This is a genomic window from Arthrobacter sp. TmtSoilC51 (genome assembly GCF_055388015.1).
The window spans coordinates 473,814-500,002 of sequence record NZ_AP035877.1; the positions used below are offsets into that span (position 1 = coordinate 473,814).

The 26,189-nt window shown below is 63.0% G+C and carries 25 protein-coding genes; 10 read left to right on the top strand and 15 right to left on the bottom strand.

The features are described from left to right. Positions 1–28 precede the first annotated feature (28 nt). The 8 genes from ACZ5G6_RS02345 (at position 29) to ACZ5G6_RS02380 (ending at position 6,970) form a co-directional block, all read left to right on the top strand. Positions 29–370 (top strand): hypothetical protein, encoded by a 342-nt coding sequence (locus ACZ5G6_RS02345; RefSeq protein ID WP_223935595.1) that lies wholly within the window; start codon positions 29–31, stop codon positions 368–370. A gap of 25 nt (positions 371–395) precedes the next feature. Continuing rightward, positions 396–1,793, top strand: coding sequence for a cryptochrome/photolyase family protein (locus ACZ5G6_RS02350; protein WP_498689118.1), 1,398 nt, complete (start codon positions 396–398; stop codon positions 1,791–1,793). A 169-nt stretch (positions 1,794–1,962) separates the two neighbouring features. After that, positions 1,963–3,462: a CoA-acylating methylmalonate-semialdehyde dehydrogenase gene (locus ACZ5G6_RS02355; protein WP_498689120.1), complete on the top strand. Its 1,500-nt coding sequence runs from the start codon at positions 1,963–1,965 to the stop codon at positions 3,460–3,462. Continuing rightward, positions 3,462–4,523, top strand: coding sequence for an enoyl-CoA hydratase/isomerase family protein (locus ACZ5G6_RS02360; RefSeq protein WP_498689122.1), 1,062 nt, complete (start codon positions 3,462–3,464; stop codon positions 4,521–4,523). The genes ACZ5G6_RS02355 and ACZ5G6_RS02360 overlap by 1 nt, the downstream gene beginning before the upstream one ends. Before the next feature lie 56 nt (positions 4,524–4,579). Continuing rightward, the gene (gene mmsB, locus ACZ5G6_RS02365) at positions 4,580–5,503 is read left to right on the top strand and encodes a 3-hydroxyisobutyrate dehydrogenase (protein ID WP_223935599.1); all 924 of its coding nucleotides are present in this window, start codon (positions 4,580–4,582) and stop codon (positions 5,501–5,503) included. Positions 5,504–5,542: 39 nt separating this feature from the next. Beyond that, positions 5,543–6,322 carry an enoyl-CoA hydratase gene (locus ACZ5G6_RS02370; protein WP_223935600.1) on the top strand — a complete coding sequence of 260 codons (780 nt, stop codon included), beginning with the start codon at positions 5,543–5,545 and terminating at the stop codon, positions 6,320–6,322. 127 nt (positions 6,323–6,449) lie between these two features. Beyond that, complete coding sequence (locus tag ACZ5G6_RS02375) at positions 6,450–6,746, top strand: DUF4190 domain-containing protein (RefSeq protein ID WP_223935601.1); 297 nt, start codon at positions 6,450–6,452, stop codon at positions 6,744–6,746. Between the two features lie 83 nt (positions 6,747–6,829). Continuing rightward, the gene (locus tag ACZ5G6_RS02380; protein WP_223935602.1) at positions 6,830–6,970 is read left to right on the top strand and encodes a hypothetical protein; all 141 of its coding nucleotides are present in this window, start codon (positions 6,830–6,832) and stop codon (positions 6,968–6,970) included. A 68-nt stretch (positions 6,971–7,038) separates the two neighbouring features. Here the strand turns inward: ACZ5G6_RS02380 and ACZ5G6_RS02385 are convergent, their stop codons facing one another. The 4 genes from ACZ5G6_RS02385 to ACZ5G6_RS02400 form a co-directional block, all read right to left on the bottom strand. Next, complete coding sequence (locus ACZ5G6_RS02385; protein WP_498689125.1) at positions 7,039–7,701, bottom strand: TenA family protein; 663 nt, start codon at positions 7,699–7,701, stop codon at positions 7,039–7,041. Between the two features lie 449 nt (positions 7,702–8,150). Further along, positions 8,151–9,182, bottom strand: coding sequence for a hypothetical protein (locus tag ACZ5G6_RS02390; protein WP_498689127.1), 1,032 nt, complete (start codon positions 9,180–9,182; stop codon positions 8,151–8,153). 86 nt (positions 9,183–9,268) lie between these two features. Further along, positions 9,269–9,778: a MarR family winged helix-turn-helix transcriptional regulator gene (locus ACZ5G6_RS02395; protein ID WP_223935605.1), complete on the bottom strand. Its 510-nt coding sequence runs from the start codon at positions 9,776–9,778 to the stop codon at positions 9,269–9,271. 24 nt (positions 9,779–9,802) lie between these two features. Next, entirely contained in the window at positions 9,803–11,521 is a 1,719-nt protein-coding gene (locus tag ACZ5G6_RS02400; RefSeq protein WP_498689130.1) for an AMP-binding protein, read from the bottom strand. A 136-nt stretch (positions 11,522–11,657) separates the two neighbouring features. On the opposite strand from ACZ5G6_RS02400, the gene ACZ5G6_RS02405 reads away from it, so the two are divergent. Then, positions 11,658–12,878, top strand: a complete 1,221-nt coding sequence (locus tag ACZ5G6_RS02405; protein ID WP_498689132.1) for an acyl-CoA dehydrogenase family protein — start codon at positions 11,658–11,660, stop codon at positions 12,876–12,878. Positions 12,879–12,956: 78 nt separating this feature from the next. On the opposite strand, the gene ACZ5G6_RS02410 is transcribed toward ACZ5G6_RS02405, so the two are convergent. The 3 genes from ACZ5G6_RS02410 to ACZ5G6_RS02420 form a co-directional block, all read right to left on the bottom strand. After that, positions 12,957–14,540 (bottom strand): APC family permease, encoded by a 1,584-nt coding sequence (locus ACZ5G6_RS02410; RefSeq protein WP_498689134.1) that lies wholly within the window; start codon positions 14,538–14,540, stop codon positions 12,957–12,959. Positions 14,541–14,912: 372 nt separating this feature from the next. Next, a complete protein-coding gene (locus ACZ5G6_RS02415; protein ID WP_498689136.1) occupies positions 14,913–16,553 on the bottom strand; it encodes a GMC family oxidoreductase in 1,641 nt (546 codons plus the stop codon). Beyond that, positions 16,554–18,065, bottom strand: a complete 1,512-nt coding sequence (locus ACZ5G6_RS02420; RefSeq protein ID WP_498689138.1) for an aldehyde dehydrogenase family protein — start codon at positions 18,063–18,065, stop codon at positions 16,554–16,556. It abuts the gene before it with no gap. Between the two features lie 102 nt (positions 18,066–18,167). Here ACZ5G6_RS02420 and ACZ5G6_RS02425 point away from each other — a divergent pair, with 102 nt between their 5' ends. Then, complete coding sequence (locus tag ACZ5G6_RS02425; protein WP_223935611.1) at positions 18,168–19,127, top strand: prenyltransferase/squalene oxidase repeat-containing protein; 960 nt, start codon at positions 18,168–18,170, stop codon at positions 19,125–19,127. Positions 19,128–19,181: 54 nt separating this feature from the next. On the opposite strand, the gene ACZ5G6_RS02430 is transcribed toward ACZ5G6_RS02425, so the two are convergent. The 8 genes from ACZ5G6_RS02430 to ACZ5G6_RS02465 form a co-directional block, all read right to left on the bottom strand. Further along, complete coding sequence (locus ACZ5G6_RS02430) at positions 19,182–19,490, bottom strand: hypothetical protein (protein ID WP_223935612.1); 309 nt, start codon at positions 19,488–19,490, stop codon at positions 19,182–19,184. A gap of 78 nt (positions 19,491–19,568) precedes the next feature. Beyond that, the gene (locus ACZ5G6_RS02435) at positions 19,569–20,174 is read right to left on the bottom strand and encodes a TetR/AcrR family transcriptional regulator (RefSeq protein WP_498689141.1); all 606 of its coding nucleotides are present in this window, start codon (positions 20,172–20,174) and stop codon (positions 19,569–19,571) included. A 44-nt stretch (positions 20,175–20,218) separates the two neighbouring features. Continuing rightward, on the bottom strand, positions 20,219–20,977 hold the full coding sequence (locus ACZ5G6_RS02440; protein WP_223935614.1) for a MerR family transcriptional regulator: 759 nt from the start codon (positions 20,975–20,977) through the stop codon (positions 20,219–20,221). An 88-nt stretch (positions 20,978–21,065) separates the two neighbouring features. Beyond that, positions 21,066–21,707, bottom strand: coding sequence for a PadR family transcriptional regulator (locus ACZ5G6_RS02445; protein WP_223935615.1), 642 nt, complete (start codon positions 21,705–21,707; stop codon positions 21,066–21,068). Positions 21,708–21,862: 155 nt separating this feature from the next. After that, the gene (locus ACZ5G6_RS02450) at positions 21,863–22,645 is read right to left on the bottom strand and encodes a 3-oxoacyl-ACP reductase (protein ID WP_223935616.1); all 783 of its coding nucleotides are present in this window, start codon (positions 22,643–22,645) and stop codon (positions 21,863–21,865) included. A gap of 30 nt (positions 22,646–22,675) precedes the next feature. Then, the gene (locus tag ACZ5G6_RS02455; protein ID WP_498689144.1) at positions 22,676–24,046 is read right to left on the bottom strand and encodes an aldehyde dehydrogenase family protein; all 1,371 of its coding nucleotides are present in this window, start codon (positions 24,044–24,046) and stop codon (positions 22,676–22,678) included. Next, on the bottom strand, positions 24,043–24,801 hold the full coding sequence (locus ACZ5G6_RS02460; protein ID WP_223935618.1) for a gamma-glutamyl-gamma-aminobutyrate hydrolase family protein: 759 nt from the start codon (positions 24,799–24,801) through the stop codon (positions 24,043–24,045). Before ACZ5G6_RS02460 ends, ACZ5G6_RS02455 begins: the two co-directional genes overlap by 4 nt. Continuing rightward, entirely contained in the window at positions 24,782–26,164 is a 1,383-nt protein-coding gene (locus ACZ5G6_RS02465) for a glutamine synthetase family protein (protein ID WP_223935619.1), read from the bottom strand. The genes ACZ5G6_RS02460 and ACZ5G6_RS02465 overlap by 20 nt, the downstream gene beginning before the upstream one ends. Between the last annotated feature and the right edge of the window lie 25 nt (positions 26,165–26,189).

Below are 26,189 nucleotides of genomic sequence, written 5' to 3' on the forward strand. Positions count from 1 at the left end.
TTTTTCTTCCGCCACCGGAGGCCCCGCAATGACCGACACCCAAATCAGTAGTTTTCTGAGTGACTGTGTGGTGTTTGACGACGACACCGAGAAGGGGCTGGATTTCGACACCCTCTACGGCCTCTACATCAGTTGGTGCGTCCTGGGACGCAAGGTGCCCGTTCCTGATTCCGCTTTCAGGACCGCCCTTGAACTTGAAGGATTGCGCGCCAGGAAAGATCACGGCCAACGCATCTACCCCGGCTTGAACATGGTTGGCCCTGCAGCCAGGGATTACGTGATGAACAGTGTTCCCGTCTGGACTGGTACAGAGACCAGCGCCCCAGCAATGCCCCAACTAGATGAAGACTCGGTACCTTCCTTGGGGTAGCCCCCTCCGAGGAAGCAGGTAATAAGTGAAGCCGTCCGTCGTCTGGTTCCGCGACGACCTAAGGGTCCGGGACAACCCAGCCTTGCATGCCGCCGTCGATGACGGCGGGGCGGTGGCCCTTTACGTACTGGACGAAGAATCGCGCGGTGTCCGGCCCCACGGCGGTGCCGCGCGGTGGTGGCTGCACCACTCGTTGACGGCGCTGCGGGATGATCTCGCGGCCATCGGAGTACCGCTTCTGCTGCGTCGAGGACCGGCCGGCCCGGTTGTTCAGGAAATCACGACGGCGATCGGCGCCGGCGCGTTGTTCTGGAACCGCCGGTACGGTCCGGCGGAGCGGACGGTCGACGCCGGGATCAAGGCGTGGGCGCGTGGGGCCGGCATGCATGTGGAGAGCTTTCAGGCGTCCCTGCTTCATGAGCCGTGGGAAGTCACCACCAAGACCGGCGGGCAGTACAAGGTTTTCACCCCTTTTTGGCGGACTGTTTCATCGCAGGACTTCCGGGATCCTTTGGCTGTGCCGGCTCAAGGCCACGGCTACGCGGGCGAACTGCCCGGCTGCGATTCGTTGGAATCCTGGCACCTGTTGCCCACCAACCCGGACTGGTCCGCAGGGTTGGTGGAGGCATGGACGCCGGGATCGGCTGCAGGGCACCAGCGGCTCAATGAATTCGTGACTGACGGACTCACAAACTACAGCGAAGGCCGTAATCGCCCGGACGTCGATGGCAGCAGTTGCCTTTCGCCATACCTGCGTTGGGGTGAGCTCAGCCCGTTCGAGGTGTGGCATGCCCTGGCTTCCAATAGATCGGAAAGCACAAGTATTTTCGCCTCCGAACTCGGCTGGCGCGAATTCTGTTGGCACCAGTACTTCCATAACCCGGATCTGGCCACAGCGAACCTGCGTAAGGAATTTGACCGATTCCCGTGGGCTTGGCCGGATGGCTCCGGCTCCCGCCCCGCGAAGGCTCACGCTGGTCACGAGACTGCGGCCGCGGAACTCCGCGCCTGGCAGCTGGGCCGCACCGGTTTTCCCTTGGTGGACGCAGGACAGCGGCAACTCTGGCAGACGGGGTGGATGCACAACCGGGTGCGCATGGTGGCGGCCAGCTTCCTTGTGAAGAACCTGGGCATTCATTGGCAACTCGGCGAGCAGTGGTTCTGGGACACCTTGGTGGACGCTGACCCGGCGTCCAACCCGGCGAACTGGCAGTGGGTGGCGGGCTCGGGGGCAGACGCTTCCCCGTTCTTCAGGATCTTCAATCCGGAGGCCCAACGCATCAAGTTCGATCCCCGGGGAAAATACATTGCCCAGTGGATCCAGGAGTTCGGCACACCCGAGTATCCGGAGGAGATCGTGGATCTCAAGACCACCAGGCAGGATGCCTTGGAAGCCTACAAGGGACTCAAAGAAGTGCACTAGCTTCTGCATGTTGTTGAGCAGGGACCGGAAAACGCCCTCTGGAAATTAGTAGGAAGTCCGAGTATATTCGATTCAGAGATGACCCGGATCACAGTCGCTGAGGCGTTCCTGCCGATTACTGCAACCCAGCGCCACGGTAGTCATTCACGATGCAAAGGAGCATTCCATCATGGTGCGCGAGCTTTCACATTACGTAGACGGCCAGAGGATCGAAGGCACGTCCGGCCGCTTCAGCGATGTCTACGATCCCTGCACGGGTGAAGTGCAGGCGCGGCTTCCGCTGGCCAACGCGGACGAGGTCCGCAACGCCGTCGCAAACGCCGAAAAGGGCCAACTCGAATGGGCGGCGATGAACCCCCAACGCCGGGGACGCATCCTGCTCAAGTTTGTGGACCTGGTGAACGAGAACATTGACGAACTCGCCAAGCTGCTGTCCTCCGAACACGGAAAAACGCTTGCCGATGCCAAGGGTGACATCCAGCGGGGGATCGAGGTAGTCGAATTCTCGGCAGGGGCACCGCACCTCCTCAAGGGCGAATTCTCGGACAACGCTGGGCAGGGCATTGACGTTCACTCATTGCGCCAACCGCTGGGCGTAGTCGCGGGCATCACGCCTTTCAACTTCCCCGCCATGATCCCGCTATGGAAGTCGGGCCCCGCGCTCGCAGCCGGTAACGCGTTCATCCTCAAGCCGTCCGAGCGGGATCCCTCCGTTCCGCTGCGGCTCGCCGAGTTGTACAGCGAGGCCGGTGTTCCCAACGGCGTCTTCAACGTGATCAACGGTGACAAGGAGGCCGTCGACGCCCTCCTTGAGGACCCGCGGGTCAAGGCCATTGGATTCGTTGGTTCCACGCCGATCGCCCAGTACATTTACGCCACCGCGGCTGCGCACGGCAAGCGCGCGCAGTGCTTCGGCGGCGCGAAGAACCACATGGTGATCATGCCCGACGCCGATCTGGACATGGCTGCCGACGCCCTGATTGGTGCCGGGTACGGTTCCGCCGGCGAGCGCTGCATGGCCATCTCTGTAGCGGTGCCCGTTGGCCAGGAAACCGCCGATGCCCTGGTGGCAAAGCTGACCGAGCGCGTCAAGGACCTTAAGGTGGGCCACAGCCTGGACAAGGAATCGGACTTCGGGCCAGTGGTGGCTGCCTCAGCGAAGGAACGGATCGAGGGTTACATCCAGTCCGGCGTGGACGAAGGGGCAACGCTGGTCACCGACGGCCGTGGGCTCACAGTGGACGGTTACGATGGCGGCTTCTGGGTTGGTCCCACGCTCTTCGACAACGTCACCAAGGACATGAAAATCTACAAGGAAGAGATCTTCGGTCCCGTCCTCAGCGTGCTGCGCGCGGCTGACTACGACGAAGCGCTCAGGCTCTGCAGCGAGCACGAGTTTGGCAACGGCGTCGCAATTTTCACCCGCGACGGCGACTCCGCCCGCGACTTCGCCAGCCGCGTCGAGGTGGGCATGGTGGGCATCAACGTGCCCATTCCCGTGCCGATCGCGTACTACACGTTCGGCGGCTGGAAGGCCTCCGGGTTCGGCGACCTCAACCAGCACGGCGCCGACGCCTTCCGCTTCTACACCAAGACCAAGACGGTGACGTCGCGGTGGCCTTCCGGCATTCGCCAGGGCGCCAGCTTCATCATGCCGGCGGGCAGCTGATGGAGGCCGTGGACGCGGACGAAGTTCTCTTCGAGCGCCGCGGTCATCTTGGCATCGTGACGCTCAACCGGCCCCGGGCAGTCAACGCCCTCAGCGCGGGAATGGTGAAAGCCATGCTCCAGCAGTTGGCTGCCTGGGCTGACGACGACGCAGTGGCAACCATCCTGGTGCGCGGCGCCGGCGACCGTGGGCTGTGTGCCGGCGGGGACATCGTGGCCATCTACAAGGACATGTTGCATGGCGGTCAGGAAACGGCGGAGTTTTGGGCCGACGAGTACCGGCTGAACTCACGCATTGCCCGGTATCCAAAGCCTTATGTCGCTTTCATGGATGGGCTGGTGCTGGGTGGCGGCGTGGGGATTTCGGCGCACGGCTCGTTCCGCGTAGTCACTGAGCGGACGCGCACCGGCATGCCCGAGACCACCATTGGATTCGTGCCCGACGTCGGCGGCACCTTTTTGCTGTCCCGCTCGCCGGGGGAGACGGGAACCCATGCGGCACTGACGGGCGCCCATCTCTCCGGGGCGGATGCCTTGTTCCTTGGACTCGCGGACCACTTCGTGCCGTCCGAAAGCCTCCCCGCGCTGGCAGAGGCGTTGGAAAGCTCGACGGCGGAGGCCGCCGTCGAGCGTTTTGCCCAAGCGGCGCCGGACTCGGCCCTGGCGGGCCAGCGGGAGTGGATCGATGCCGCATACGCCTATGACGATGCGGAGGAAATTGTGCGGAGTTTGCGTTCCCTCGGGGCGGAGGCAGTTGCCGCGGCCGACACGATTGATTCGAAGTCGCCTACCTCCGTGAAGGTCACTTTGGAGTCCTTGCGGCGCGTGCGGGGGATGTCGCTGGAGGAAGCGCTGGACCAGGAGTACCGGGTGGGACTGCGCTGCCTGGCCGGGCCCGATTTCCGGGAGGGGATCCGCGCCCAGGTAGTGGACAAGGACCGGAACCCGCAATGGAAGCCTCCCACTTTGGCTGACGTGCACGAGTCCGACGTCGAGGGCTACTTTGCCTCGCTCGGTGAGCGCGAGTTGGGCCTCGCCGCCTTGGGCGCTGACGCCACGTGACCCATCTTGTCCACCCGCCTGTCCAGCCAGTTTGTTAGCCAGTTGAAGGAGACGACATGACAGAGAACGCAGCATCGGCAACCGGACTCATCGCTTTCCTCGGACTCGGCCATATGGGCGGACCCATGGCGGCCAACCTGATCAAAGCCGGACACGACGTGATCGGTTATGACCCCGTGCCAGCCGCCGTCGAGGCCGCCAAGGCTCACGGTATTCCCATGGCATCCACGGCCCAGGAAGCCGTGGACGGCGCAGCCGTGGTGTTGACGATGTTGCCCAGCGGCAAGCACGTGTTGGACGCGTACCGCGGGGTTGACGGGCCCGGGCTGCTGTCTGTTGCCGGGCCGAATACCTTGTTCCTGGATTGCTCCACCATCAACGTTGACGAGGCCCGGGAGGCCGCCGTCATTGCTGTGGAAGCGGGCCATCGTTCAGTGGATGCCCCGGTTTCCGGCGGTGTAGTGGGCGCCGAAGCCGCCACCTTGACCTTTATGGTGGGGGCCTTGCCGGAGGATTTCGAGACCGTCAAACCCATCTTGGAACTCATGGGCAAGAGGATCGTTCACTGCGGCGATCACGGTGCCGGGCAAGCAGCCAAGGTTTGCAACAACATGATCCTGGGCGTGTCCATGATTGCTGTTGCCGAGGCCTTCGTGCTCGGGGAGAAACTTGGACTCACGCATCAGGCACTCTTCGACGTCGCTTCCAATGCTTCCGGCCAGTGCTGGGCACTGACCACCAACTGTCCGGTTCCCGGTCCCGTGCCCACCAGCCCGGCAAACCGCGACTACCAGCCAGGCTTTGCCGGGGCGCTGATGGCCAAGGACCTGAGGCTGGCCGTCAATGCCTTGGAAAGCACCGGCGTTGCTGCGGAAATGGGGCCGCTTGCTTCACGTATCTACGATGCCTTCGCGGCCGGGGAGGGTGCCGGACGTGACTTCTCAGGCATCATCACGGACATACGCGACAAGTCTGCGTGAGAGATTCTGTATATGACGACGTTGAGTGAGAGGGAGAGAATGACGGAGCAGTACGGAAACATCCTGGTGGAACGTCGGGGCCGCGTAGGTTTGGTGACGTTGAACCGGCCGGAAGCGTTGAATGCGCTGAACACCGCACTCATGAACGAACTGGTGGACGCCGTGACGGCGATGGACACCGATCCTGGGATTGGTGCCGTGGTGATCACGGGATCCGCCAAGGCGTTCGCGGCAGGTGCAGACATCAAGGAGATGTCCTCCAAGAGCTACATGGAAATGTATGCGGCGGACTGGTTCCGCCGCTGGGAGGACCTCACCCGACTCCGCATCCCCGTCATCGCTGCCGTCTCCGGCTTTGCCCTCGGCGGAGGTTGCGAACTGGCGATGATGGCGGACTTCATCATTGCCGGGGATAATGCCAAGTTCGGCCAACCGGAAATCAACCTGGGTGTCATCCCAGGCATGGGCGGCTCGCAGCGGCTCACGCGTGCCGTGGGTAAGGCCAAAGCGATGGACATGGTCCTCACAGGCCGTTTCATGGACGCCGAGGAAGCTGAACGCTCCGGACTTGTCTCCCGGATTGTCCCGGCAGCAGAAGTGATTGACGAGGCCGTGAAAGCCGCTGACGTTATCGCTTCCAAGTCCAAGCCCGCAGCCATGGTGGCCAAGGAAGCCGTCAACGCCGCGTTTGAAATGGGCCTGGCGCAGGGCGTGCTTTTCGAACGGCGGGTGTTCCACTCACTGTTCGCCACCGAAGACCAGAAGGAAGGCATGGCCGCGTTCAGCGGGAAGCGGCAGCCCGAGTTCAAGCACCGCTAGGTGTTCTTGCGTTGTGGGGCCTGCTCTGCGCGTCATATCCGACGCGAAGCGCGCAGAGTGGGCCCCGCAACGAGGAATCGTGTGCCACCCGGATAGACTCGGGGCACTAACCAATGGGGGAGAGATCATGTCCGTGCAGAACACTGAGACCACTCAGACACAGGCACCCGTCCAGCCGATCAACCGTTTGGCACTTGTGGCGGTGGCGATGGCCGCAGTAGCAGTTGCCGGCCTGTTCCTCTCCGGAATGGCCGTCATAGCCGTCTTTGTGGTGGGCGCGGGCCATGTAGCCCTCACCCAGATCCAGCAGGGAACCGAGCGGGGCAGGGGTCTGGCGATCACCGCCCTGGCAATCGGCTACGCTATCGCATCGTTCGCGTTGGTCTCTGCGATCATTTACGCGTTCACACTCGCCTCGCAATAATTTCCTGCGTTTTTCCCGTCATGACCCGGCTGTTGGCTCGTCCTATATAAGGACACCAACACGGCTATGACTGAGAGACGCAAATGACGTGGCAATTCTGCAATAACGACGACTGCCTGGACAGCTGGCACTGGACTGATTTGGGGGAGACCACCGCCGCCTGCCCAGACGCCGCTGAAAGTATCCACCTCGCCGGGGTTGTCGCCCGACGCTTCCCGGCGTAGGCTCCCGCGGCGCATGACCCGCCACTTCTGGAGCTCAGGGAACTGAACAACAAAGCCCGGAAGAAGGGCTAGCGGACCGCCGTAGGCAGCACAGCCGCGTCGAAGAATTCGCGCTCCAGCCGCACGGCCTCATAGAACGTCTCGGCGACCCTGTTTCGATCTTCCGGGTTGCTGGGTTCGGCGGCGTTGAACTCTGCCCGCAACCATTGCACCCACGCGTTGTATTCGGGGTTGTTGTGCAGGCGGATCCACTCGGAGTGCTTTGTTTGGGCCGGCCACGTGGAGGCGTCGCCAGCCCGCGCTGCCCAGTCTCCGTAGAGCCACTCCGCCACGAGCAGCACAGCCAGGACGTCCGGGTAAGCGCCCGTAGCCAGGGCGCTGCGCATGAGGGCGTCGAAGTCGCGCGTCACGGGACCCAGTGCCGGCGCGCTCCGGTCAGGTTCGGGAACCGACAGTTCGTCGAAGCAGTCTTGGAAGTACGTGTTCTCATCCGAAGCGAAAGCCCCGAGCACCCGTGCGAACACCAACCGTGAAGGCAGCGAGGGTGCCGAGGCAACAGCCTGTCCAAGCAGCGCAACGAAGGCGTCGCAGAACTGATAATCCTGTACGAGGTAGTGGCGGAGTTCATCATCCGGAAGGCTGCCGTCCAAGAGCTTATCCACGAACGGATGATTGACGGCGGCGTACCAATCTGCGGCGCAGTTGTTTCTGAGTTCTTCGGCAAAGCCCACGGTGTTTCCTCCTGGAAGTTCAGAAACGGAGCCTAGCAGCCGCCGGTGGTGGCTGCGGCTGCATGACGCGACAGATGTCGCCGGCTCAGGCATCCATAGCTCGCTCCGAAATGGGTTCTGGGAGCTCATGTAGCCTTGGCGGAAATGTGCGCCTTCGGCCAACACGACGCCGGCCGGACAGTCAGACTGACTATCCGGCCGGCGTCGTTTATGTTTCTTGGGCGGTGTGCCGCCCCTCAGCAGACTATCCGGCTCCTTTCCGCGTGCATCGGGTCCGGCCAGTTGCCGACCAAGTCGGGCCAAAAGCCGATACGTCGGCTGGCGGATGCCTTTGCGTGGTTGCGGACGGGGACCTGGATTTTGCGAAGCATGGGTGCCTCCTGACTGATGTCTTATGCCTGCGTCGGTTGGCGCAGGTGGTGGTGCCTGCCAAAGCAGGAGCCACCGCATCAGTCAGGTCGGGACCCTGGATCGAACGAAGGTTGTGGTGATGCCGTTCGCTGCGGGTCCGTCACTGGACCGGCTCTCGGAGGCGGCAGCGGTGAGAGGACGTCCGGGATGTCGGACGCCCCGGGGGCCGAAGTGTTTGAGCCGCCCGCTCCGGATACGCCTGTGGTGCTTGGCGTCGGTACCGGATGAAGCGGCGCGCCGGGAACCGGGCTGCCGGGTGCGAGCATCGCGGCGGGCGGAACACCTGCTGGATCAAAAGTCGGTAAGGGCTGCGGGACGCTGGGGCCTCCAAACAGAGGCGCCGCTGCTTGCGTGGTTTGGAGTACGACGGCGAGTGGCAGCGTCGGAGCCCCTGCTGGCGAAGTTGTGGCTGCAGGGGAGGTTGATACCTCAGGCGGGGCGACGCCGTCGAGCGGGTTCGGAGTGCTGCCCGGTAGCGGAGGAAGCGGAGGGGCAGTAAGCCCCGGCAAGTCGGGCGCCTCGGGTAAGCCGGGCACTTCCGGGAGCGCAGGCACTTCGGGTAAGCCGGGCACTTCGGGTAAGCCGGGCACTTCGGGTAAGCCGGGCACTTCGGGTAAGGGGAGCACGTCGGTGACTTCGGGCAGGAGCTCCAGAACATCCTCCACCACAGGAAGTTTCTGTACCTCGGGAACCTGGCCGACGACCGGAACCTGGGGGACGCCCGGAACTTGGGGGACGCCCGGAACCTGGGGGACGCCCGGAACTTGGGGGACGGTCACCGTCGGTAGCGCGGGAACCGTGGGAGCCTCAGGCAGCGTGGGAACCTCCGGCAACGGATCCAGAGTGGAGGCCACTGAGTCCGCAGCATCGGCTACGGATGTGATCGAGGGCGCCTGCAGGGTCTGCGTGAGCGTCGTGGTGCCGCTGGGTAGCGGAGGTATTACGGGCACGATATCCGCCGCGGCTGCCGAAGGCGCGGTCAGCCACAGCATCACGGCGGATGACCCCAGCATGGCCGCGAGGAGAGGGCGCAGAAGAACGCTGCGGCGCTGTCCCTGGTCCTTGGCCATGCTCCACCCCCACTGCGGCAATGGAGCTTTAGGATACAACCGTTAGCGCTTTGAGTCACTCCCGCGCTGGGTCACTCCCGCGTTGGTCACTCCTCTGTGAAGTCCCCGGCGTCCCGGCGGAAAGTGCCAAGAACCCGGATAAGGTGATCGACGTCGTCGGGCCCGAAGCCTGACTTGCCGAAAACCTCGGAGTTGAGTGCCGCCGTCGCCTTCTTGGCGAGGGTGCGGCCCTCGGCGGTGAGCTCGATCAGGGTGGTGCGGCCGTCGGTGGGGTGTGGCGAACGGGCCACGAGTGCGGCCTTTTCAAGACGGTCGACGGCGTTGGTCACCGAGGTGGGATGCACCTGCAGGAGCGCGCTCGCCTTGTTCATGGGGAGCGCGCCGCTGCGAGCGAAACTCAGTAGGGCGAGGAGTTCGTAGCGTGCGAAGGTCAGCCCGAACGGTTTGAGGACCGTCTCGATGCGTGCAAGCAGGATCTGCTGGGTGCGCATGATCGCGGTGATGGCAGCCATGGGCGCGGCGACATCGCCCCAGCCATGCCGTTCCCAGTTGCGTTGGGCGTCGGCGATGGGGTCGCGGGGGAGTGGGGTGCCCATGGGCCTCCTTCGTTGCTCGGTAGGCTAGTCTCTCAGATTCGGGAACTCTTCCTCTGAATACTCCAAGCCCAGGCCTGCCGGCAGTGGTCCGGCACCGTGCCTCGCCACTTCTGTTCCACGCAGTTCAACTCGCCTGATCTTGCCTGAAATGGTCTTGGGCAGTTCACCAAATTCGAGTCGCCGGATCCGTTTGAAGGGCGCCAGGTGCTGGCGGCAGTATCGCAGGATGTCCTCCGCAACAGCGGGCCCGGGTTCGTAGCCGGCGGCGAGCACCACGAACGCCTTCGGCACCGACAGCTTTACCGGGTCCGGGGAGGGTACGACGGCGGCCTCCGCCACTGCGGGGTGTTCGATCAGTACGCTTTCAAGCTCGAAAGGCGACAATCGGTAGTCGGAGGACTTGAAAACGTCGTCATCCCGGCCGACATAGGTGATGACGCCGTCAGCGTCACGGCTGGCCATGTCGCCGGTGTGGTAATAACCGTCGCGGAACGCCTCGGCCGTCTTGGCTTCGTCGCCGAAGTAGCTTTTCATGAGCCCCACGGGGCGGGGGTCCAGGCGCAGGCAGAGCTCGCCGTCGTCGGCTTCCTCGCCGGTGAGAGGATCGACGAGGACGACGTCGTACCCAGGCAGCGGCCGGCCCATGGAACCGATCTTTACCGACTGGGCCGGCGTATTGGCGATCTGCACCGTGGATTCCGTCTGGCCGAAACCGTCGCGGATTGTGACGCCCCACGCTTCCTCCACCTGGCCGATGACCTCGGCATTGAGCGGTTCGCCGGCGGACACCACTTTGTGCGGCGGCGCGGTCAACTGCGTGAGGTCTGCCTGGATGAGCATGCGCCAGACGGTGGGCGGCGCGCAGAAACTCGTGACTCCTTCGCGGCCCATTTGGTCCATGAGGGCGGCGGCGTCGAAGCGTTGGTAGTTGTAGATGAAGACGCAGGCCTCGGCGATCCACGGCGTGAAAACGTTGGACCAGGCGTGCTTTGCCCAACCGGGTGAGGCAACGTTGAGGTGCACGTCGCCGGGTTCAAGGCCAATCCAATACATCGTGGAGAGGTGGCCAACGGGGTAGGACGTGTGCGTGTGCTCCACGAGTTTGGCGCGGGAGGTGGTGCCTGACGTGAAGTAGAGCAGCAGTGTCTCGTCTGCGCGGGTGGGGGCATCGGGCGTGAAGTTCGTGCCGGCGTCGTACGAATCCGCGTACTGGAGCGCCTGGGCGTTGGCGCGGTCCGCCCCGACCTCAATCAGCGTGTAATCACCAGCGACGTCCGCGAACTTGCCGATGTTGGCACTGCCCACGGCCACCCAGTTGGCCCCGCCCCGCTCGACGCGGTCCTGCAGATCCCGGGCGCCCATGAGCGTGGTGGTGGGGATCATGACGATGCCCAGCTTGATGCCCGCCAGCATGAGCTCCCATAGCTCCACTTGGTTGCCGAGCATGATGATCATATGGTCGCCGCGCTTCACGCCCCGGCCGCGCAGCCAGTTGGCGAGTTGGGAGGATCGTTGCGAAAGGTCCGCAAAGGTGCGCCGTGTGGAACTGCCATCCTGCTCAACGATGACCAATGCGGGCTTGTTGCCGCGTTCGGGATCCGCCGCGATGTGGTCAAACCAGTCCAGGGCAAAGTTGAACTCCTCGAACCGTGGCCATTCGAATTCGCTGTGCGCCTGCTTGTAGTCCTCACGCAGTTCCAGCAGCCGGTCCCGGGCCGCGCGGAAGTCTTCTGTGACTGTCATAGTCCACCTTTCGCTGGGGGATCTTGCCTTGGCGTCGTCGCCGGAGCATCCCGCCTAGTGATCCTCATCACCTTGCAATATACTAGGACATCCAAGGGTTTGGAAGAGCCTGCGTTGGACATGACGAAGGGGTCAAATGCTCGACGAAAAAGCAGCTGCCGGAACCGCTACCAGCGGCGCACTGACAGAAAGTATCCTGCCTCCTTATCCGGAGGCGGACCTTATGCATGTGGTGGACCTGCTTCCCCCGAGGGAGCGTGCGCGGTACCTGGAGGTGCGGGAGTTCCTCCAGGCGCGGATCCGGGCTGCCAGCATCGAATACTGGAATCGGGAAGAGTTCCCCTTCGGGCTCCTGGCCGAGATGGCCGCGTTCGGGCTCGGCGGACTGCAGACCGATGGCTCCTCCAAGCTATTCAAGGGCCTCATGTACACCGAGGTAGCTCGCGCCGACGTCTCGCTGTCCGCGCTCGTGGGCATCCACAACGAGCTCATCGTCGGGATGATCCATGAGCTCGGCTCTTCCGAACAGAAGCAAAAGTGGCTGCCCGGACTGGAGGCCTTCACGCAATTGGGTGCTTTCGCGCTCACGGAACCGGATCACGGCTCGGACATTGCCGGAGGACTCTCGACGACGGCGCGGCGCGACGGCGGCGAATGGGTCATCAACGGTGCCAAGCGCTGGATCGGGGCCGGCACGATCGCCGACTTTGCCTTGGTGTGGGCGCGTGACGTGTCCGATCACCAGATCAAGGGTTTCATTGTGGAGACTGACCGGGCCGGCTATTCAGCCACTAAGATCACCAACAAGATCGGCCTCCGCATCATGCAGAATGCGGACATCACGTTGAACGAAGTCCGTATTCCTTTGGATAACCTGCTGCCCGGAGCTACGGCGTTCTCGCGGGCCAATGACCTGTTGAGGGATTCGCGGGCCTGGGTTGGTTGGCAGGCCGCGGGCATCCAGTTGGCGGCCTTCGATATTGCCCGGTCCTACGCCCTGGAACGCAAGCAGTTCGGCAAGGAATTGGCCCGCTTCCAGCTCATCCAGCAGCAACTCGCGGACATCCTGGGCAACGCCAACGCTTCACTGTCCATGATGGTGGAACTCGCACGCATCCAACAAGCCGGGAAACTGGAAATGGTGCAGGCAGCGATGTGCAAAGCGACCACAACGCGTTTGGCGCGCTCGTCCGTGGCCATGGGCCGATCCTTGATGGGCGGAAATGGCATCACCACGGATTACGAGATGGGCAAACTTTTTGGCGACGCCGAAATCCTGTACACCTACGAGGGCAGCTATGAGATCAACTCGATGATCGTGGCCAGGGCGGTAACGGGGAAGTCCGCCTTCGTCTGAGGCAACAACCAAAAAGCATCCCTCCGCCGGTGGAACGCTGGCGGAGGGATGCTCGTTGGGGAACTGCTGACGTGACTGCTACGAACTTTGGACTACGACTTGGGCGGGCTCCGGTTCCGGGGTCGGGGCCACCGCGGCGTGCTCGGCCAGGACTCCTGTCCGGTGCCTGATGCGGAGGCGGTAAAGGAGCGTTCCGCCGATGACTACCGCGGCAACAAACATGACGCCGCCCCACTGCAGGTACCACTCGAACGGCGGCACCGAGTTGTAAATCTCCGGCCGTGGCCAGATCAGGTTCACTGTCATGGCACCACCCCAGAGCACTGCCAGGATGTTCACGGGCAGCCCCCATTTGCCGAGGCTGAACCCCGGTTCTGACCCGTCGTCCTTCAGGGGCCACTTCTTCAGGAACCGGCGCCGCAGCATCGGTACCGTCACCAGCAGGTAGGAGAGGTAGATCAGGACGATGCTGATGCTGGAGAGAATGGTGAAGATGGCCGGCTGGGAGATGTTAACGATCAGCGGAATCACAGCCACTACACCGATAACGATGGCAGCCACTGTGGGGGTTTTCCGGGTAGGGTGCACTTTGCTGAGCTGGCGGCTGAAGGGAAGGTTGTTGTCCCTGGCCATGGCAAACATCATCCGGATAGCTGCTGCATGGACGGCAAGCGTGCAGACGATCACTGCCACCACGATGCAAACCAGGAAGGCCTTGCCGAAGGGGCCGCCCAGCACGGAAAGCACGATGTACTGGAGTCCACCATCGGCAGCACCGAGCTTGGGATCGGACAGGTCGGGCGCGGCCAGGATCCCGCCCAGGAGGAGCAGTCCCCCCAAGAGGAATGACGCGGTCACGGCGCGCAGGATGGCCTTGGGAGCCGTGCGCTTGGGGTCTTTGGTTTCCTCGCCCAGGGAACTGGCCGTGTCGAACCCGTACATGACGTAGCCGGAAGCCATGGCGGCAATCATGAACACTCCGAAGAAGCCCAGGGGATGTTCTTCACCGAATCCGGCGGTGTCCAGGAGGACCTCCGGTCCCCGTACGCTATGCCATATCAGCGCCGCGATCAGCAGGACGGCCGCAACCAGTTCCACGAACACGCCCACGCTGTTGATCATGGTCATGAGTTTCACGCCGAATGCGTTGATGAGTGTGGAAATGCCGATCATGATGCTGGCGAGGATGACGCCGTTGACGGCGAAGTCGTAGGGACCTGTTCCATCGCCCACAAGCTGGAAGCCGCTCCAGATCTGCGGCAAGGTGATTTGAAGGGCCAAGGCAACGGACCCCAGAGCCATGATCGAGGAAAGCAACAGCAACCACCCTGCCAGCCAGGCCCAGGTTCCGGTCGAGAGCCGCTTGGCCCAGTTGTAGACAGATCCTGCCACGGGGTACCGCCCCGCCAGTTCCGCGAAACACAAGGCGACCATCAATTGGCCGACAAAGACGATGGGCCACGACCACGCGTAGGCGGGTCCAGCCGTGGAAAAGCCAAAGTAGAAAAGTTGGAAAACGCCGGTGAGGATGGAGATGTAGCTGACGCCGGCGGCGAAGCTGGCAAACTTACCGATGCTGCGGTCGAGGGTTTGGGCGTAGCCAAACTCGTCCATGCCGCTTGTATCGCTCTTGCTGGGTCCTATTTTGCTGGGTTCTAACATTCGGAACTCCTAACTCAGACATGCACGAATGGTGATGACCTGCGGCCGCCATTGGACGCAGTCGAAATCAAAAGGCCGGGCACCACTGTGTGCCTCCGGCTGTTTCCCCCATTGTTGTTGCGTGGCTTGCTGGACCTCGATGTAGTCGAAGTCCGGTCCATGCCCGCCAAGCCGCAACCGTTTGGGTGTGGCGTGGGTCATAAGAAGCAGATTAGTTCAGATTGAACAGGCGTTCAAGACTTGCGCATGAACAAATGTTCAAGAATAATGCGTGCGCATTTCCAGCCCCTGATTGCCCGCGAGGGCACGAAAAACGCCGGTGGGGGTGCGGGCACCCTTCACCGGTGTTTCCGTTCAGCGGCGATCGCCTGCTCAGGCAAGGGACAAGCTGAAGTCCGCCTCCGCCGTCGTTGTTTCATCCGTCCGGCTGGCCCGGATGAGGTCCGCGCACCGCTCGCCGATCATCATGACGGTGATGTTGGGGTTTACCGTGACGTGTTCAGGCATGACAGAGGCGTCGGCCACGCGCAGGCCGGTAACGCCCTTGACACGTAGCTCGGGATCCAGCGGTGACAGCTGGTCGTCCACTGGCCCCATGCGGACCGTACCCACCGGGTGGTAGACGGTGTTGTGCGTCTTGCGGATGTAGTCCTGCAGTTCCTCGTCGGTCTGTGCCTCGATGCCAGGGGAGAGCTCCCGGCCGGTCCACTCAGCCATGGCCGGCTGCGCGGCGATCTCCCGGGCCTTGCGGATCCCGGCAACCATAACGCGCATGTCGTGCCCCTCCGGATCGGTGAAGTACCGGGGGTCGACCATGGGCTTATCGCGGAAGTCACGGCTGCGCAGCCGGACGGTCCCGCGTGAACGGGCGTGGGTGACGTTCGGCGTGAGGCTGAAGCCGTTCTCCGTTGTGGGGTAGCCGTACCGCAGGGTGTTCATGTCGAACGGGACAGAGCCGTAGTGCATCATCAGGTCCGGGCGGTCCAAACCCTCTTCGGTGGGAGTGAAGATGCCGATCTCCCACCACTGGGTGGATGTCTGCACCATGGGCTGCTTGGCCTCGAACTGCACCACGCCTTCAGGGTGGTCCTGCAGGTGCTCGCCGACGCCGGGGGAATCGACCAGGACCTCGATGCCGTGCTGCTCGAGGTGCGCCGCCGGGCCGATGCCGGAGAGCATGAGGAGCTTGGGCGAGTCGATGGCGCCGGTGGACAGGATGACCTCATGATGCGCTGAGAGGCGGCGCGTCCGGCCAAAGGCAGAATCCACGACGTCGACACCGATGCAACGCTTGTCCGCGTCGAACACCAGTTGGCGGGCCCGCAGGCCGGTCAGCAGTGTAAAGTTTTCGCGATCGACAATGGGGTGGATATAGGACACCGAGCTGGAGGAACGCGTTCCGTCCGAACGGCGGTTGATCTGGAAAAAGTTGGCACCGTTGACCACGGTTGCGCCTGTGTTGAACTTCGTGCGCGGGATGCCGGCTTCTTCGCAGGCATCAAGGAGTGCAACGCCGGCGGGGTCCGCCGGGGGTACGTTCATCAGGTGCACCGGTCCCGAGTCACCATGGTGGGGTGCGTCCGGGCCGGCGTCCTCGTTGGTCTCCAGCCGCTGGTACAGCGGCCAGGCGGTGGCAGCGTTCCATCCGGTGGCCCCGTACTTGGCCTCCCACTCGTCAAGGTCTTCGCGCGGGGCCCAGAAGGCGATGCAGGAGTTGTGGCTTGAGCAGCCGCCCATGACCTTGGCGCGCGAGTGGCGCATGAACGAGTTGCCGTTTTCCTGCGGCTCGATCGGGTAGTCCCAGTCGTATCCCGACTCCAGCAGTTCCATCCAGCGGTCAAGCTGCAGTATCTCTGGAAGGCCGCGGTCATCCGGACCGGCTTCAACCAGCGCCACGGAAACGGAAGGATCCTCGCTCAGTCGGGCGGCTACAGCGGCTCCGGCAGAGCCGCCGCCGATGACGACGTAGTCGAACCCTCGGTCATTGAGGTTCTCGATGTTGTCGGTGTGCATCTATTTCTCCTTGCTGCGGTCAGCGAACCAGCCGGTTACCTGCGGGTTGGTGTTCTGGTAGATGTGCTTGGCCTCCTGGTATTCAGCGAGTCCGGTGGGACCGAGCTCGCGGCCGACGCCGGACTGGCCGAAGCCGCCCCATTCGGCTTGTGGAAGGTAGGGGTGGTAGTCGTTGATCCAAACGGTGCCGTGCCGCAGCCGGCCTGCTACCCGCTGCGCCTTGCCTGCATCCTGGGTCCAGACGGCGCCGGCCAGTCCGTAGATGGTGTCGTTCGCGGTGGCTACGGCTTCGTCTTCAGTGCGGAAGGTTTCCACCGTTACTACCGGGCCGAAGGCTTCGTCGACGACCACTGACATTCCCCGTTGGACGCGGTCCAGGATGGTCGGCTGGTAGTAATAACCGGCGTCGTACTTCTCCCCTTCAGGGGCCGCGCCGCCGCACCGCAACCGCGCACCTTCCGCCACGCCACGCTGGACGTACTCGTGGACTTTGTCGCGGTGTTCGGCGGAAATGAGCGGGCCGGTTTCGGCGGCCTCATCGAACGGGCCACCAAGGCGGATGTCCTTTGCCCTGCGGACCAGCTCGTCAACGAAGCGCTCGGCGATGGATTCCTCCACCACCAGTCGTGCCCCAGCGGAGCAGACCTGGCCTGAGTGGAGGAAGGCGCCGTTGAGGGCGTTGTCGACGGCGGCGTCGAAGTCGGCGTCCGCGAAAATGACGTTGGGGTTCTTGCCGCCGAGTTCAAGCGCGACCTTCTTGACCGTAGCGGCAGCGGCAGCAGCGATGCGCTTGCCGGTTTCCAAGCCGCCCGTGAAGGAAACGAGGTCGACCTCGGGGTGTTCGGTGAGCGGTGCGCCCACCTTGCGGCCGGGTCCGGTGAGAAGGTTGGCGACGCCGTCCGGCAGGCCAAGGTCCTTGAGCAACTGCATGGCAAGGATTGCCGTGGACGGGGTCAGCTCGGCGGGCTTGAGGACGAAGGTGCAGCCAGCCGCCAGCGCGGGTGCGATCTTCCAAGCGGCCTGCAGCAGCGGGTAGTTCCACGGCGTGATCAAGCCACAGACGCCAACGGGCTCGTAGACGATTTTGCTGGCGACGGCGTTGTCCCCGGCATCGACTACCCGGCCCGCGGACTGCCCTGCGAGCCTTCCGAAGTATTCGAAGCAGGCAGCGATGTCGTCGATGTCGATGCGGCTTTCGATGATTCGCTTGCCGGTGTCCAGCGATTCGGCACGGGCGAACTTCTCCCGGCGTTCGCGCAGTTCTGCGGCGACCTTCAGCAGGAACGCGCCGCGTTCGGGAGCGGGGACTGAAGACCAGACGCCGGAGTCAAAGGCTGCACGAGCGGCAGAAATGGCGCGCTCGGCATCTTCTCGACCGGCCTCGGACACTGTGGCGACCAGTTCGCCGTCGGCCGGGTTGTGGATTTGACGGACTGCGCCGGATGCAGCCGGCTCCCACGAGCCGTTGATGAAAAGAGTGGATGCGGAATCGGAGAATGTGGCTTGGGTCATACGTTGCAGATTAGTTGATCTTGAACATCTGTTCAAGAGTCAGTATGAACAAATGTTCAAGAATGGTAGCTGCGTTTTGGTGATGGCGGCATGATGGTGGACATGACTTGGCTTAATGGCCTCCGTTTTGACCCGATCGCCCCGCTGGTGTCCAGCGGGCACCCGGCCGTCCGCTACTGGGCCGAGCGGGAGTTCCTGCAGGGTTCCGCTGGCACGGCAGAGACCGCCCTCTGGGATCTCCCCATTCCCCGGCGCATCATGCGGCATCAGGGCCCAGACGGGTCGTGGCCCTACCCGGGCAGGCGGCCCCGCTCCCGGACAGACTACGACCTGCTCGAGACCTACCGGAATCTCGGATTCCTGGTGGAGATGTTCGGACTCACGCGCGAGCACCCCGCCCTTGCGGCAGCAGCCCAATACGTCTTGTCCCATCAGACACCCGAAGGCGACCTGCGGGGAATCTACGGAAACCAATACTCCCCCAACTACACCGCGGGCTTTATCGAACTCCTTGTCAAGGCCGGGTACACGGACGACCCCAGGGTTGACCTCGCGTTCGCGTGGCTCGAGTCCGCTCGACAGGACGACGGCGGATGGGCCCTACCACTGCGTACGCGGGGAAGAAACCTCGATGCCTTGGACCAGTCGTCCACTATTGCCCCGGATCCGACCCGGCCGTTCTCGCACCTCATCACAGGCGTTGTGCTCAGGGCCTACGCGGCACATCCCCGGCACCGCTCGGGCCCCTCCGCGAGGAAGGCATCGGAACTGCTGGCGAGTCGTTTCTTCGAGCCTGACGCCTACCGGGACAAAGGGAGGATCGCCGACTGGACCGAATTCAGCTTCCCCTTCTGGATGACCGATCTCGTCTCCGCCCTCGATTCCATAAGCAACATCCAACCCGAGCTAACGACGAAGAAAACCGACCGGGCGCGGGACTGGCTTGCTGACCGCCAAGAGCCGAGCGGCCTCTTCGCCGGCCACCTGCTCCGAGACAGATTCCATGACCTTCAGCTCTGGTTTAGCCTCGCCGTGTGCCGGGTCTTCGCGCGCATGCCATGACGGCGAGCGCGGCATGGTCCAGCTTTCGGCGCCGTTCATATTGAGCCGTTCATATTAATGCGGGAACAGAAACTCGCCGCCGATGAAGAACATGGCAGAGACGACCAACAGCATCAGGACAGCGAGCAGCAGCCGACTCCGGTCCCGGCGCCGGAAAACAGCTATGCATCCAGCAGAGATGGCCGCAATGGCAAGGATTGCCAGGACCACTCCCACCCACGGTCCCGCAGCTGAGGGGAGGATGAGCAGGATGCTCCAGTACAGGGGGTATAAGACGACGGCGGCTGCGAGCCAGAGAGCCCACCAACCCAAGCGCGTCGAAGGAGCGACCTTCCAGTTGGCGCCTTCTTTCCGCGTCTTCATGGGCTTGAAATTACGCCACCGCAGATCAAGGGCGGAAGGGCACATAGTCCTACTGCCCATGTCGGTTGGTCGGCCGCATCACCGCCGGTCGTTGTCCCGCGAAGGCGCGAAAGCGATCTGCTCTGTGCGGGCAATGCCTCTCTCGATGGCAGCCTTGTCTATGCCCAGGAGCGTGGTGAGCCACATGCCGTTTTGCACTACGACGATGTCGGCTGCCCGATCCTTGCATTCTTCCGGGGACAGCCCGGACATCGCATTCCCTATCAGGGTCGCGAGGCCCTGGAGATACCCATCAAACGCGGCGGCGTTGATCTGCGCAAAGTCCTCATGAGCCTGGGCGAGAGCCCACAGGTGGAGGCGAAGGGACAGGTACCGCGTAGTCAGGAGTTCGGGGTCCGCAACGCGCCGAAGTGCCTTTCGGAGTTCCTCGTCCGGGCTTGAGGCCGGCGCCGGCTCCACCAGCATGAGGTCGTGCTGTTCAATTTGGTGCAGCACCGCACGGATCAAACTCGATTTGTCTTCGTAGTAATAGTTCACGAGCCCGAGTGCGACGCCGGCTTCACGCGCCACGGCGCGCATGTTGATACCGGAAATGCCGTGGCGGGACAGTAGTTCCAGGGCCGCTTCGAGAATGCGTGTCTGCCTGTCAGCCTGTTCGCCGGCCTTTACGGTGCTTGTACCCATTCGGCCAGACTATTGCCTAACCCGGATCGGCGCATCCCGGCTGCCTACAGGTTCGCCTCGGCGTAAACCCGCAGGGTATCCCGAACGAACGTAGCTCCTGACTCTCCGCCATAGTTGGCGGCAAATCGAGGGTCGGCAACGTACATCTCGCCGAGGCCCGTGACGTACCCTTTCACGTCCCCATCGGGTGTGGCGGATGGTGTGCCGGGGATTCCGCGGAGCCATTCGACGTGCCGTTTTGCCAGTTCTTGTGCTTCGGCGCTATCCGGCGCGACGCCGGATTCGGCGGCGGCGATCCAGTCGCTCCCGAGCTTCCGGGAGCGGTCCTTCCACGCCTGCTTTTCTTCGGCGCTCATGCCGCGCCACCAAGCGTCACTTGTGGCGTACGCTTCCTTGCCCCAGCGCTCCTCTACTTCGTCCTTGTACTGAGTGTGGTCGAAGCCGTCGAACATGTCCTGTGCCATGTAATTTCCATCCCCCTTTAATGTCTCAATGGTTTGCCGCACCGACGCGATTTGCCGCGCCAGGCGGTCCTGCTCCTGACCAAGCCATTCCAGATGGCCGCTCAACGCCTTGACGGTGTCGGTCTCCCGGGCAAGCACATCGGCAATCGCAGGCAAACCGAGCCCAAGTTCCCGGAGCAGGAGGATCCGCTGGAGCTGCACCAAGGCCGGACCGTCGTAATAGCGGTAACCGTTATGACCGGTCCGGCTTGGCTTGAGCAGCCCAATGTCGTCGTAGTGACGCAGCGTGCGGCTGGTGGTCCCTGCCATCTTGGCGATTTCCTGGATCGACCAGTCCATGGGTCCTCCGTCCTGGCCCTCTCGTTCCTGGCTTGTCCTTTGACAGTAATGGTTGACGTTACGTCAAGGTCAAGGGTGGATGGGGGATTTAGTCAGCCAGGATCAGGTAGAGCGCACGGCGGGTTTCATCGAGCTTTTCGATCGCTGCCCTCCGCTGTTCGTCGGTTGCTGCGGCACGGAACTGGTGGACGACGCCCATCAGTTTTCCGATGCTTTGGTGGAACTCCTGCATGTTTCCGTCGGCCTCGGTGTTCCAGGCGTTGGCGAGTTCTTCTTCATGCTCGGCAACGTAGGCGCGCCCGTCGTCGGTCAAGGTGAATTCCGTGCGGCGCCCTTCGCCCACCGCTGTGATGAGCTCTTCATCAACCAACTGCTGCAACGTGGGGTAGACGGATCCGGGGCTGGGACGCCATGTTCCGGACGTCTTCTCCGCAATCGTCTTGATCAGCCCATAGCCGTTGGACGGAGACTCAGCCAGCAGTGACAGGATGGCTGCCCTGACGTCGCCGCGGTTTGCCCTTCGCCCGCCACCGGGACCGAAGCCCCTGGGTCCGAAGCCGCCGGGGCCGAAGCCAGGACCGAAACCGCCGGGTCCGAAGCCGGGCCCGCCGTGTCCGTGGGGACCGCGGCGCCCTTTGCCTCGGTTGAAGCGACCTCTTCCGTGGCCGTGCTCGGGGAGTCCGGAACCATGTTCCGGGAAGGTGTTGTCGTGTTCGTGGATGCCTTTCATAACAGCATCGTCCTTTCGGTGTAATGGTTCGCCGAAGGATTATCGGCGATACTTAACGATATATCGGTAAGTATCGCGACGTCAAGACTCCTAAACGTGAAAGCTGCCCCCGCCCAAAGAGGGCAGGGGCAGCCGGATGAACCGCGGGCGGGATGCTACGAGAGGGGAGTGACGTAAGCTCCCGAGATGCCGCCATCCACAAGGAAGGTGGACGCCGTGATGAAGGAAGCGTCGTCACTTGCAAGAAACGCGACCGCTGCGGCCAGTTCTTCCGGTTCCGCGAAGCGGCCCAGAGGAACGTGGACCAACCGGCGTGCGGCCTTCTCAGGATCCTTGGCGAAGAGTTCCTTCAGCAGGGGAGTGTTCACCGGGCCGGGGCAAAGGGCGTTGATGCGGATCCCCTGACGCGCAAACTCGACACCGAGTTCGCGGCTCATGGACAGAACGCCGCCCTTGGACGCGCTGTAGGAAATCTGCGACGTTGCCGCTCCCATGACAGCCACGAAGGATGCCGTGTTGATGATGGATCCCTTGCCCTGTTCCTGCATGTAGGGGATGGCGTACTTGCAGCAGTAATAGACGGAGGTCAGGTTCACTTCCTGGACCCTGCGCCACGCGTCGATTCCGGTGTCCAGGATCGAGGCGTCATCAGCGGGGGAGATGCCCGCGTTGTTGAAAGCGATGTCCACGCTGCCATACGTCTCTTTTGTCTGCGCATAGAGGTTGCGGACTTCTTCTTCGCTGGTCACGTCGACTTTGACGAACAGGCCGCCTACTTCGTTGGCCGCTGCAATCCCGGAGGTCGGTTCGATGTCGGCGATGACAACATTGGCGCCTTCAGCTGCCATCCGGCGCGCCGTGGCAAGGCCGATGCCACTGGCGCCGCCGGTGATGACTGCGCTGCGGCCGGCGAGACGGTTCGAAACTACTGCTTGCATTGGTGCTCTCCTTTGAAAAAGTGGAAAAGTTCAGGCGGACTGGGTGGAAATAAAGATGTTCTTGACCTCGCTGAAGGCGTCAAGTGCGTCGGGGCCGAGCTCACGGCCAAGGCCGGACTGCTTGAAGCCACCGAATGGTGTGGAGTACCGGACGGAGGAGTGCGAATTCACGGAAAGATTGCCGGACTCGACGCCCCGGGCCACACGCAATGCGCGGTCCACCTTGGATGTCCAGATGGAGCCTGACAATCCGTACTCGGTGTTGTTGGCTATCCGAATAGCGTCGGCTTCGTCGTCGAACGGCACGACGGCGACTACCGGACCAAAGATCTCGTCCGTGAAGGAAGGCGCCTTCAAATCCGGTGTCAGCACCGTGGGCGGGAACCAGAAGCCTGGTCCTTCCGGCGCCTTCCCCTGGAAGGCGACCGGTGCGCCGTCGGGCACGAACGCGGAAACGGTGCTCAGCTGCTGGGCGGAAATCAGCGGACCCATAGTGGTGGCGGGATCTGCGGGGTCTCCGACGCGCATGCCCAGGACCTCTGGTTCCAGCAGCTCCAGGAAGCGGTCGTAGACGCTGCGCTGCACCAGGATCCTGGAACGTGCGCAGCAGTCCTGCCCGGCGTTGTCGAAAGCGCCGCCGGGAGCGGCGGCCGCAGCCATCTCAAGATCGGCGTCAGCGAAAATGATGTTGGCGCTCTTGCCGCCCAGCTCCAGCGTCACGCGCTTCACCTGGTCCGCGCAGCCTGCCATGATCTGCTTGCCCACGCTTGTGGAGCCGGTGAAAACCACTTTGCGGACCGCCGGATGCGTGACAAACCTCTGTCCCACCACGGATCCCTTGCCGGGAATCACTTGGAAGACACCCTCGGGTATGCCGGCCTCAAGGGCCAATTCGCCAAGGCGGATGGCAGTCAGAGGAGTGATTTCCGCGGGTTTGAGGACAACCGTGTTTCCTGCGGCGAGGGCCGGAGCGAAGCCCCAGCCTGCAATGGGCATGGGGAAATTCCAGGGAACAATGATGCCAACAACGCCCAGGGGTTCGTGGAACGTCACGTTGACCCCGCCTGCCACAGGAATTTGGCGGCCGAAATGCCGTTCCGGCGCGGCGGAGTAGTACGTGAGGACGTCGCGGACATTACCGGCTTCCCATCGCGCGTTGCCAACGGTATGCCCGGCGTTTCGCACCTCCAGTTGGGCGAGGTTCTCCAAGTCATTGTCGACGGCGGCAGCGAACCGGCGCAGCAGTAAGGCACGATCCGCCGGGGCAACGGCGCGCCAGGTTTCGTAGGCGGCAGCTGCCTTGGCGATGGCGGCGTCAGTTTCCGCCAGGCCGGCCAGAGGCACGGTCTGGATGACCTCCTCGGTGGCCGGATTGATCACATCAAACACTGTTGCTGTCATGCGGGGGACATCGCTTTCATGGTTGCGGTCTGGTCTGAGCGGTAGCCAGCGGCAGCTTCCACGAAGCCGTGGAACAGCCTTAGGTCATCTGGGTTCTGTTCCGGATGGAACTGGACTCCAAGGACCCATCCGGCGTCTGTAGTTTCAACGGCTTGGACCAGGCCATCGGCGGAGCGGGCGGTCACACGGAGGGTGCCCGGCACCGAGTCCAGGGCCTGGTGGTGGTAGCACGGCGACGTAGCGGAATCGCCGAGAAGGCCATGGATGAGGCTGCCTGGGGTGGTGTCGAATGCCGCCTCACCATACACACCTGGTGCCGGCTGACTGTTGCTGCCGGGAATGACGTCAGGGATGTGCTGGATCAGCGTTCCGCCCAAAACCACGTTGAGGAGCTGGGCTCCCCGGCAAATGGCGAACAGCGGGAGCTCACGCTCAAGCGCCGCACGGATCAGCGCTGAGTCATGCTTGTCCCGCAGTGGTTGGGACTTGGTGGTGGGATGCGGTGGCTGACCGTACAGGGAAGGATCGACGTCGGGACCTCCCACCACAACCAAGCCGTCCACAAGCTCCAGCACGGATTCGTCGGTGCCGAGCGGCGGCAGCAGCATCGGTGTTGCTCCGGCTGCGACCACTGCCTCCACGTACGTTCCGGGGAGAATCGCCGCCGTCGTGTTCCAAACTCCCCAGGAGGCCTCTTGAAGGTAACTGGTGAGCGCGATTCGCGGGCGGTACGTTTCAGAGTCGTTCGAAGCCACGGACCCGCTCCCAATCTGTGATGGCGCTGTCGTAAGCAGTGAGCTCCACGTTGGCGGCGTGGACGTAGTGGTCTACCACGTCATCGCCGAACGCCTTGCGCGCAATGCTGCTCTCGGCCAGGAGATCCCGCGCGTCCCGCAACGTAGTGGGCAGCCGTTCAGCGTCCGAGTCGTAGGCATTGCCCTTGGTGATCGCCGGCAACTGGAGATCGTTTTCGATGCCGTGGATGACAGCGGCGATCATTGCTGCCACCGCCAGGTAGGGGTTGACGTCGCCGCCGCCCACGCGGTTCTCGGTGCGGAGGCCGCGGCCGTGACCCACCACGCGGAGCGCGCAGCTGCGGTTGTCCAGGCCCCAAGCGATAGCTGTTGGGGCGAAGCTGCCTTCCACGAATCTCTTGTAGGAATTGATGTTGGGCGCCAGGAAATAGGCCAGTTCGCGCAGCGCCGCGAGTTGACCCGCAACGAACCGTTCCATCAGGGGGCTGAAGCCGTGTTCGCCGTCGCCCGCCAGTACGGGGTTGCCGTCCAAATCGGTGAGGCTGAAGTGGATGTGGCAGGAGTTGCCTTCACGCTCGTTGAACTTTGACATGAACGTGATGCTCTTGCCGTGCTGGTCGGCGATTTCCTTGGCGCCGTTCTTGTAGAACGCGTGCTTATCGCAGGCGGCGAGGGCTTCATCGAAGCGGAACGTGATTTCCTGCTGGCCGAGGTTGCATTCGCCCTTGGACGACTCGACCACCAGGCCGGCTGCTTCCATGTTGTTGCGGATAGAGCGGATCACTGGTTCCAGCCGCGCGGTGGCCAGGAGCGAGTAGTCCACGTTGTACTGCGTGGACGGCGCGAGGCCGGTGTAGTTCTTCTGCCATGCCTGGTTGTAAGAGTCATCGAACATAAGGAACTCAAGCTCGGTCCCTACGTGGGCCCGGTAGCCAAGCTTTTCGAGCCGCTCGATTTGGGCCTTCAGGATCTGCCGGGGTGATGCGGCCACCGGCGTCCGGTCCGTCCACAGGACATCGCACTGCACTATGGCTGTGCCTTCGAGCCAAGGAACCCGGCGAAGGGTGGAGACGTCCGGCAGCATCACCATGTCGCCGTAGCCGGTTTCCCAGGACGACATTGCGTAACCGTCCACCGTTTGCATTTCAACATCTACGGCCAGCAGGTAGTTACAGCCCTCCGCGCCGTGATCCAGAACGTCCTCAAGGAAGGAGCGTGCGCCGCAACGCTTGCCCTGGAGGCGTCCCAATGCGTCGGTGATTGCGACAATGACAGTATCGATTTCGCCGCTTGCAACGGATTCGCGCAGTTCGTCGACGGTGAGCTGCCGGTTCCGGCTGGACTCTTGGATGTGGGAATTCATGATGTCTCCGCAGTGTGGTTCTGTG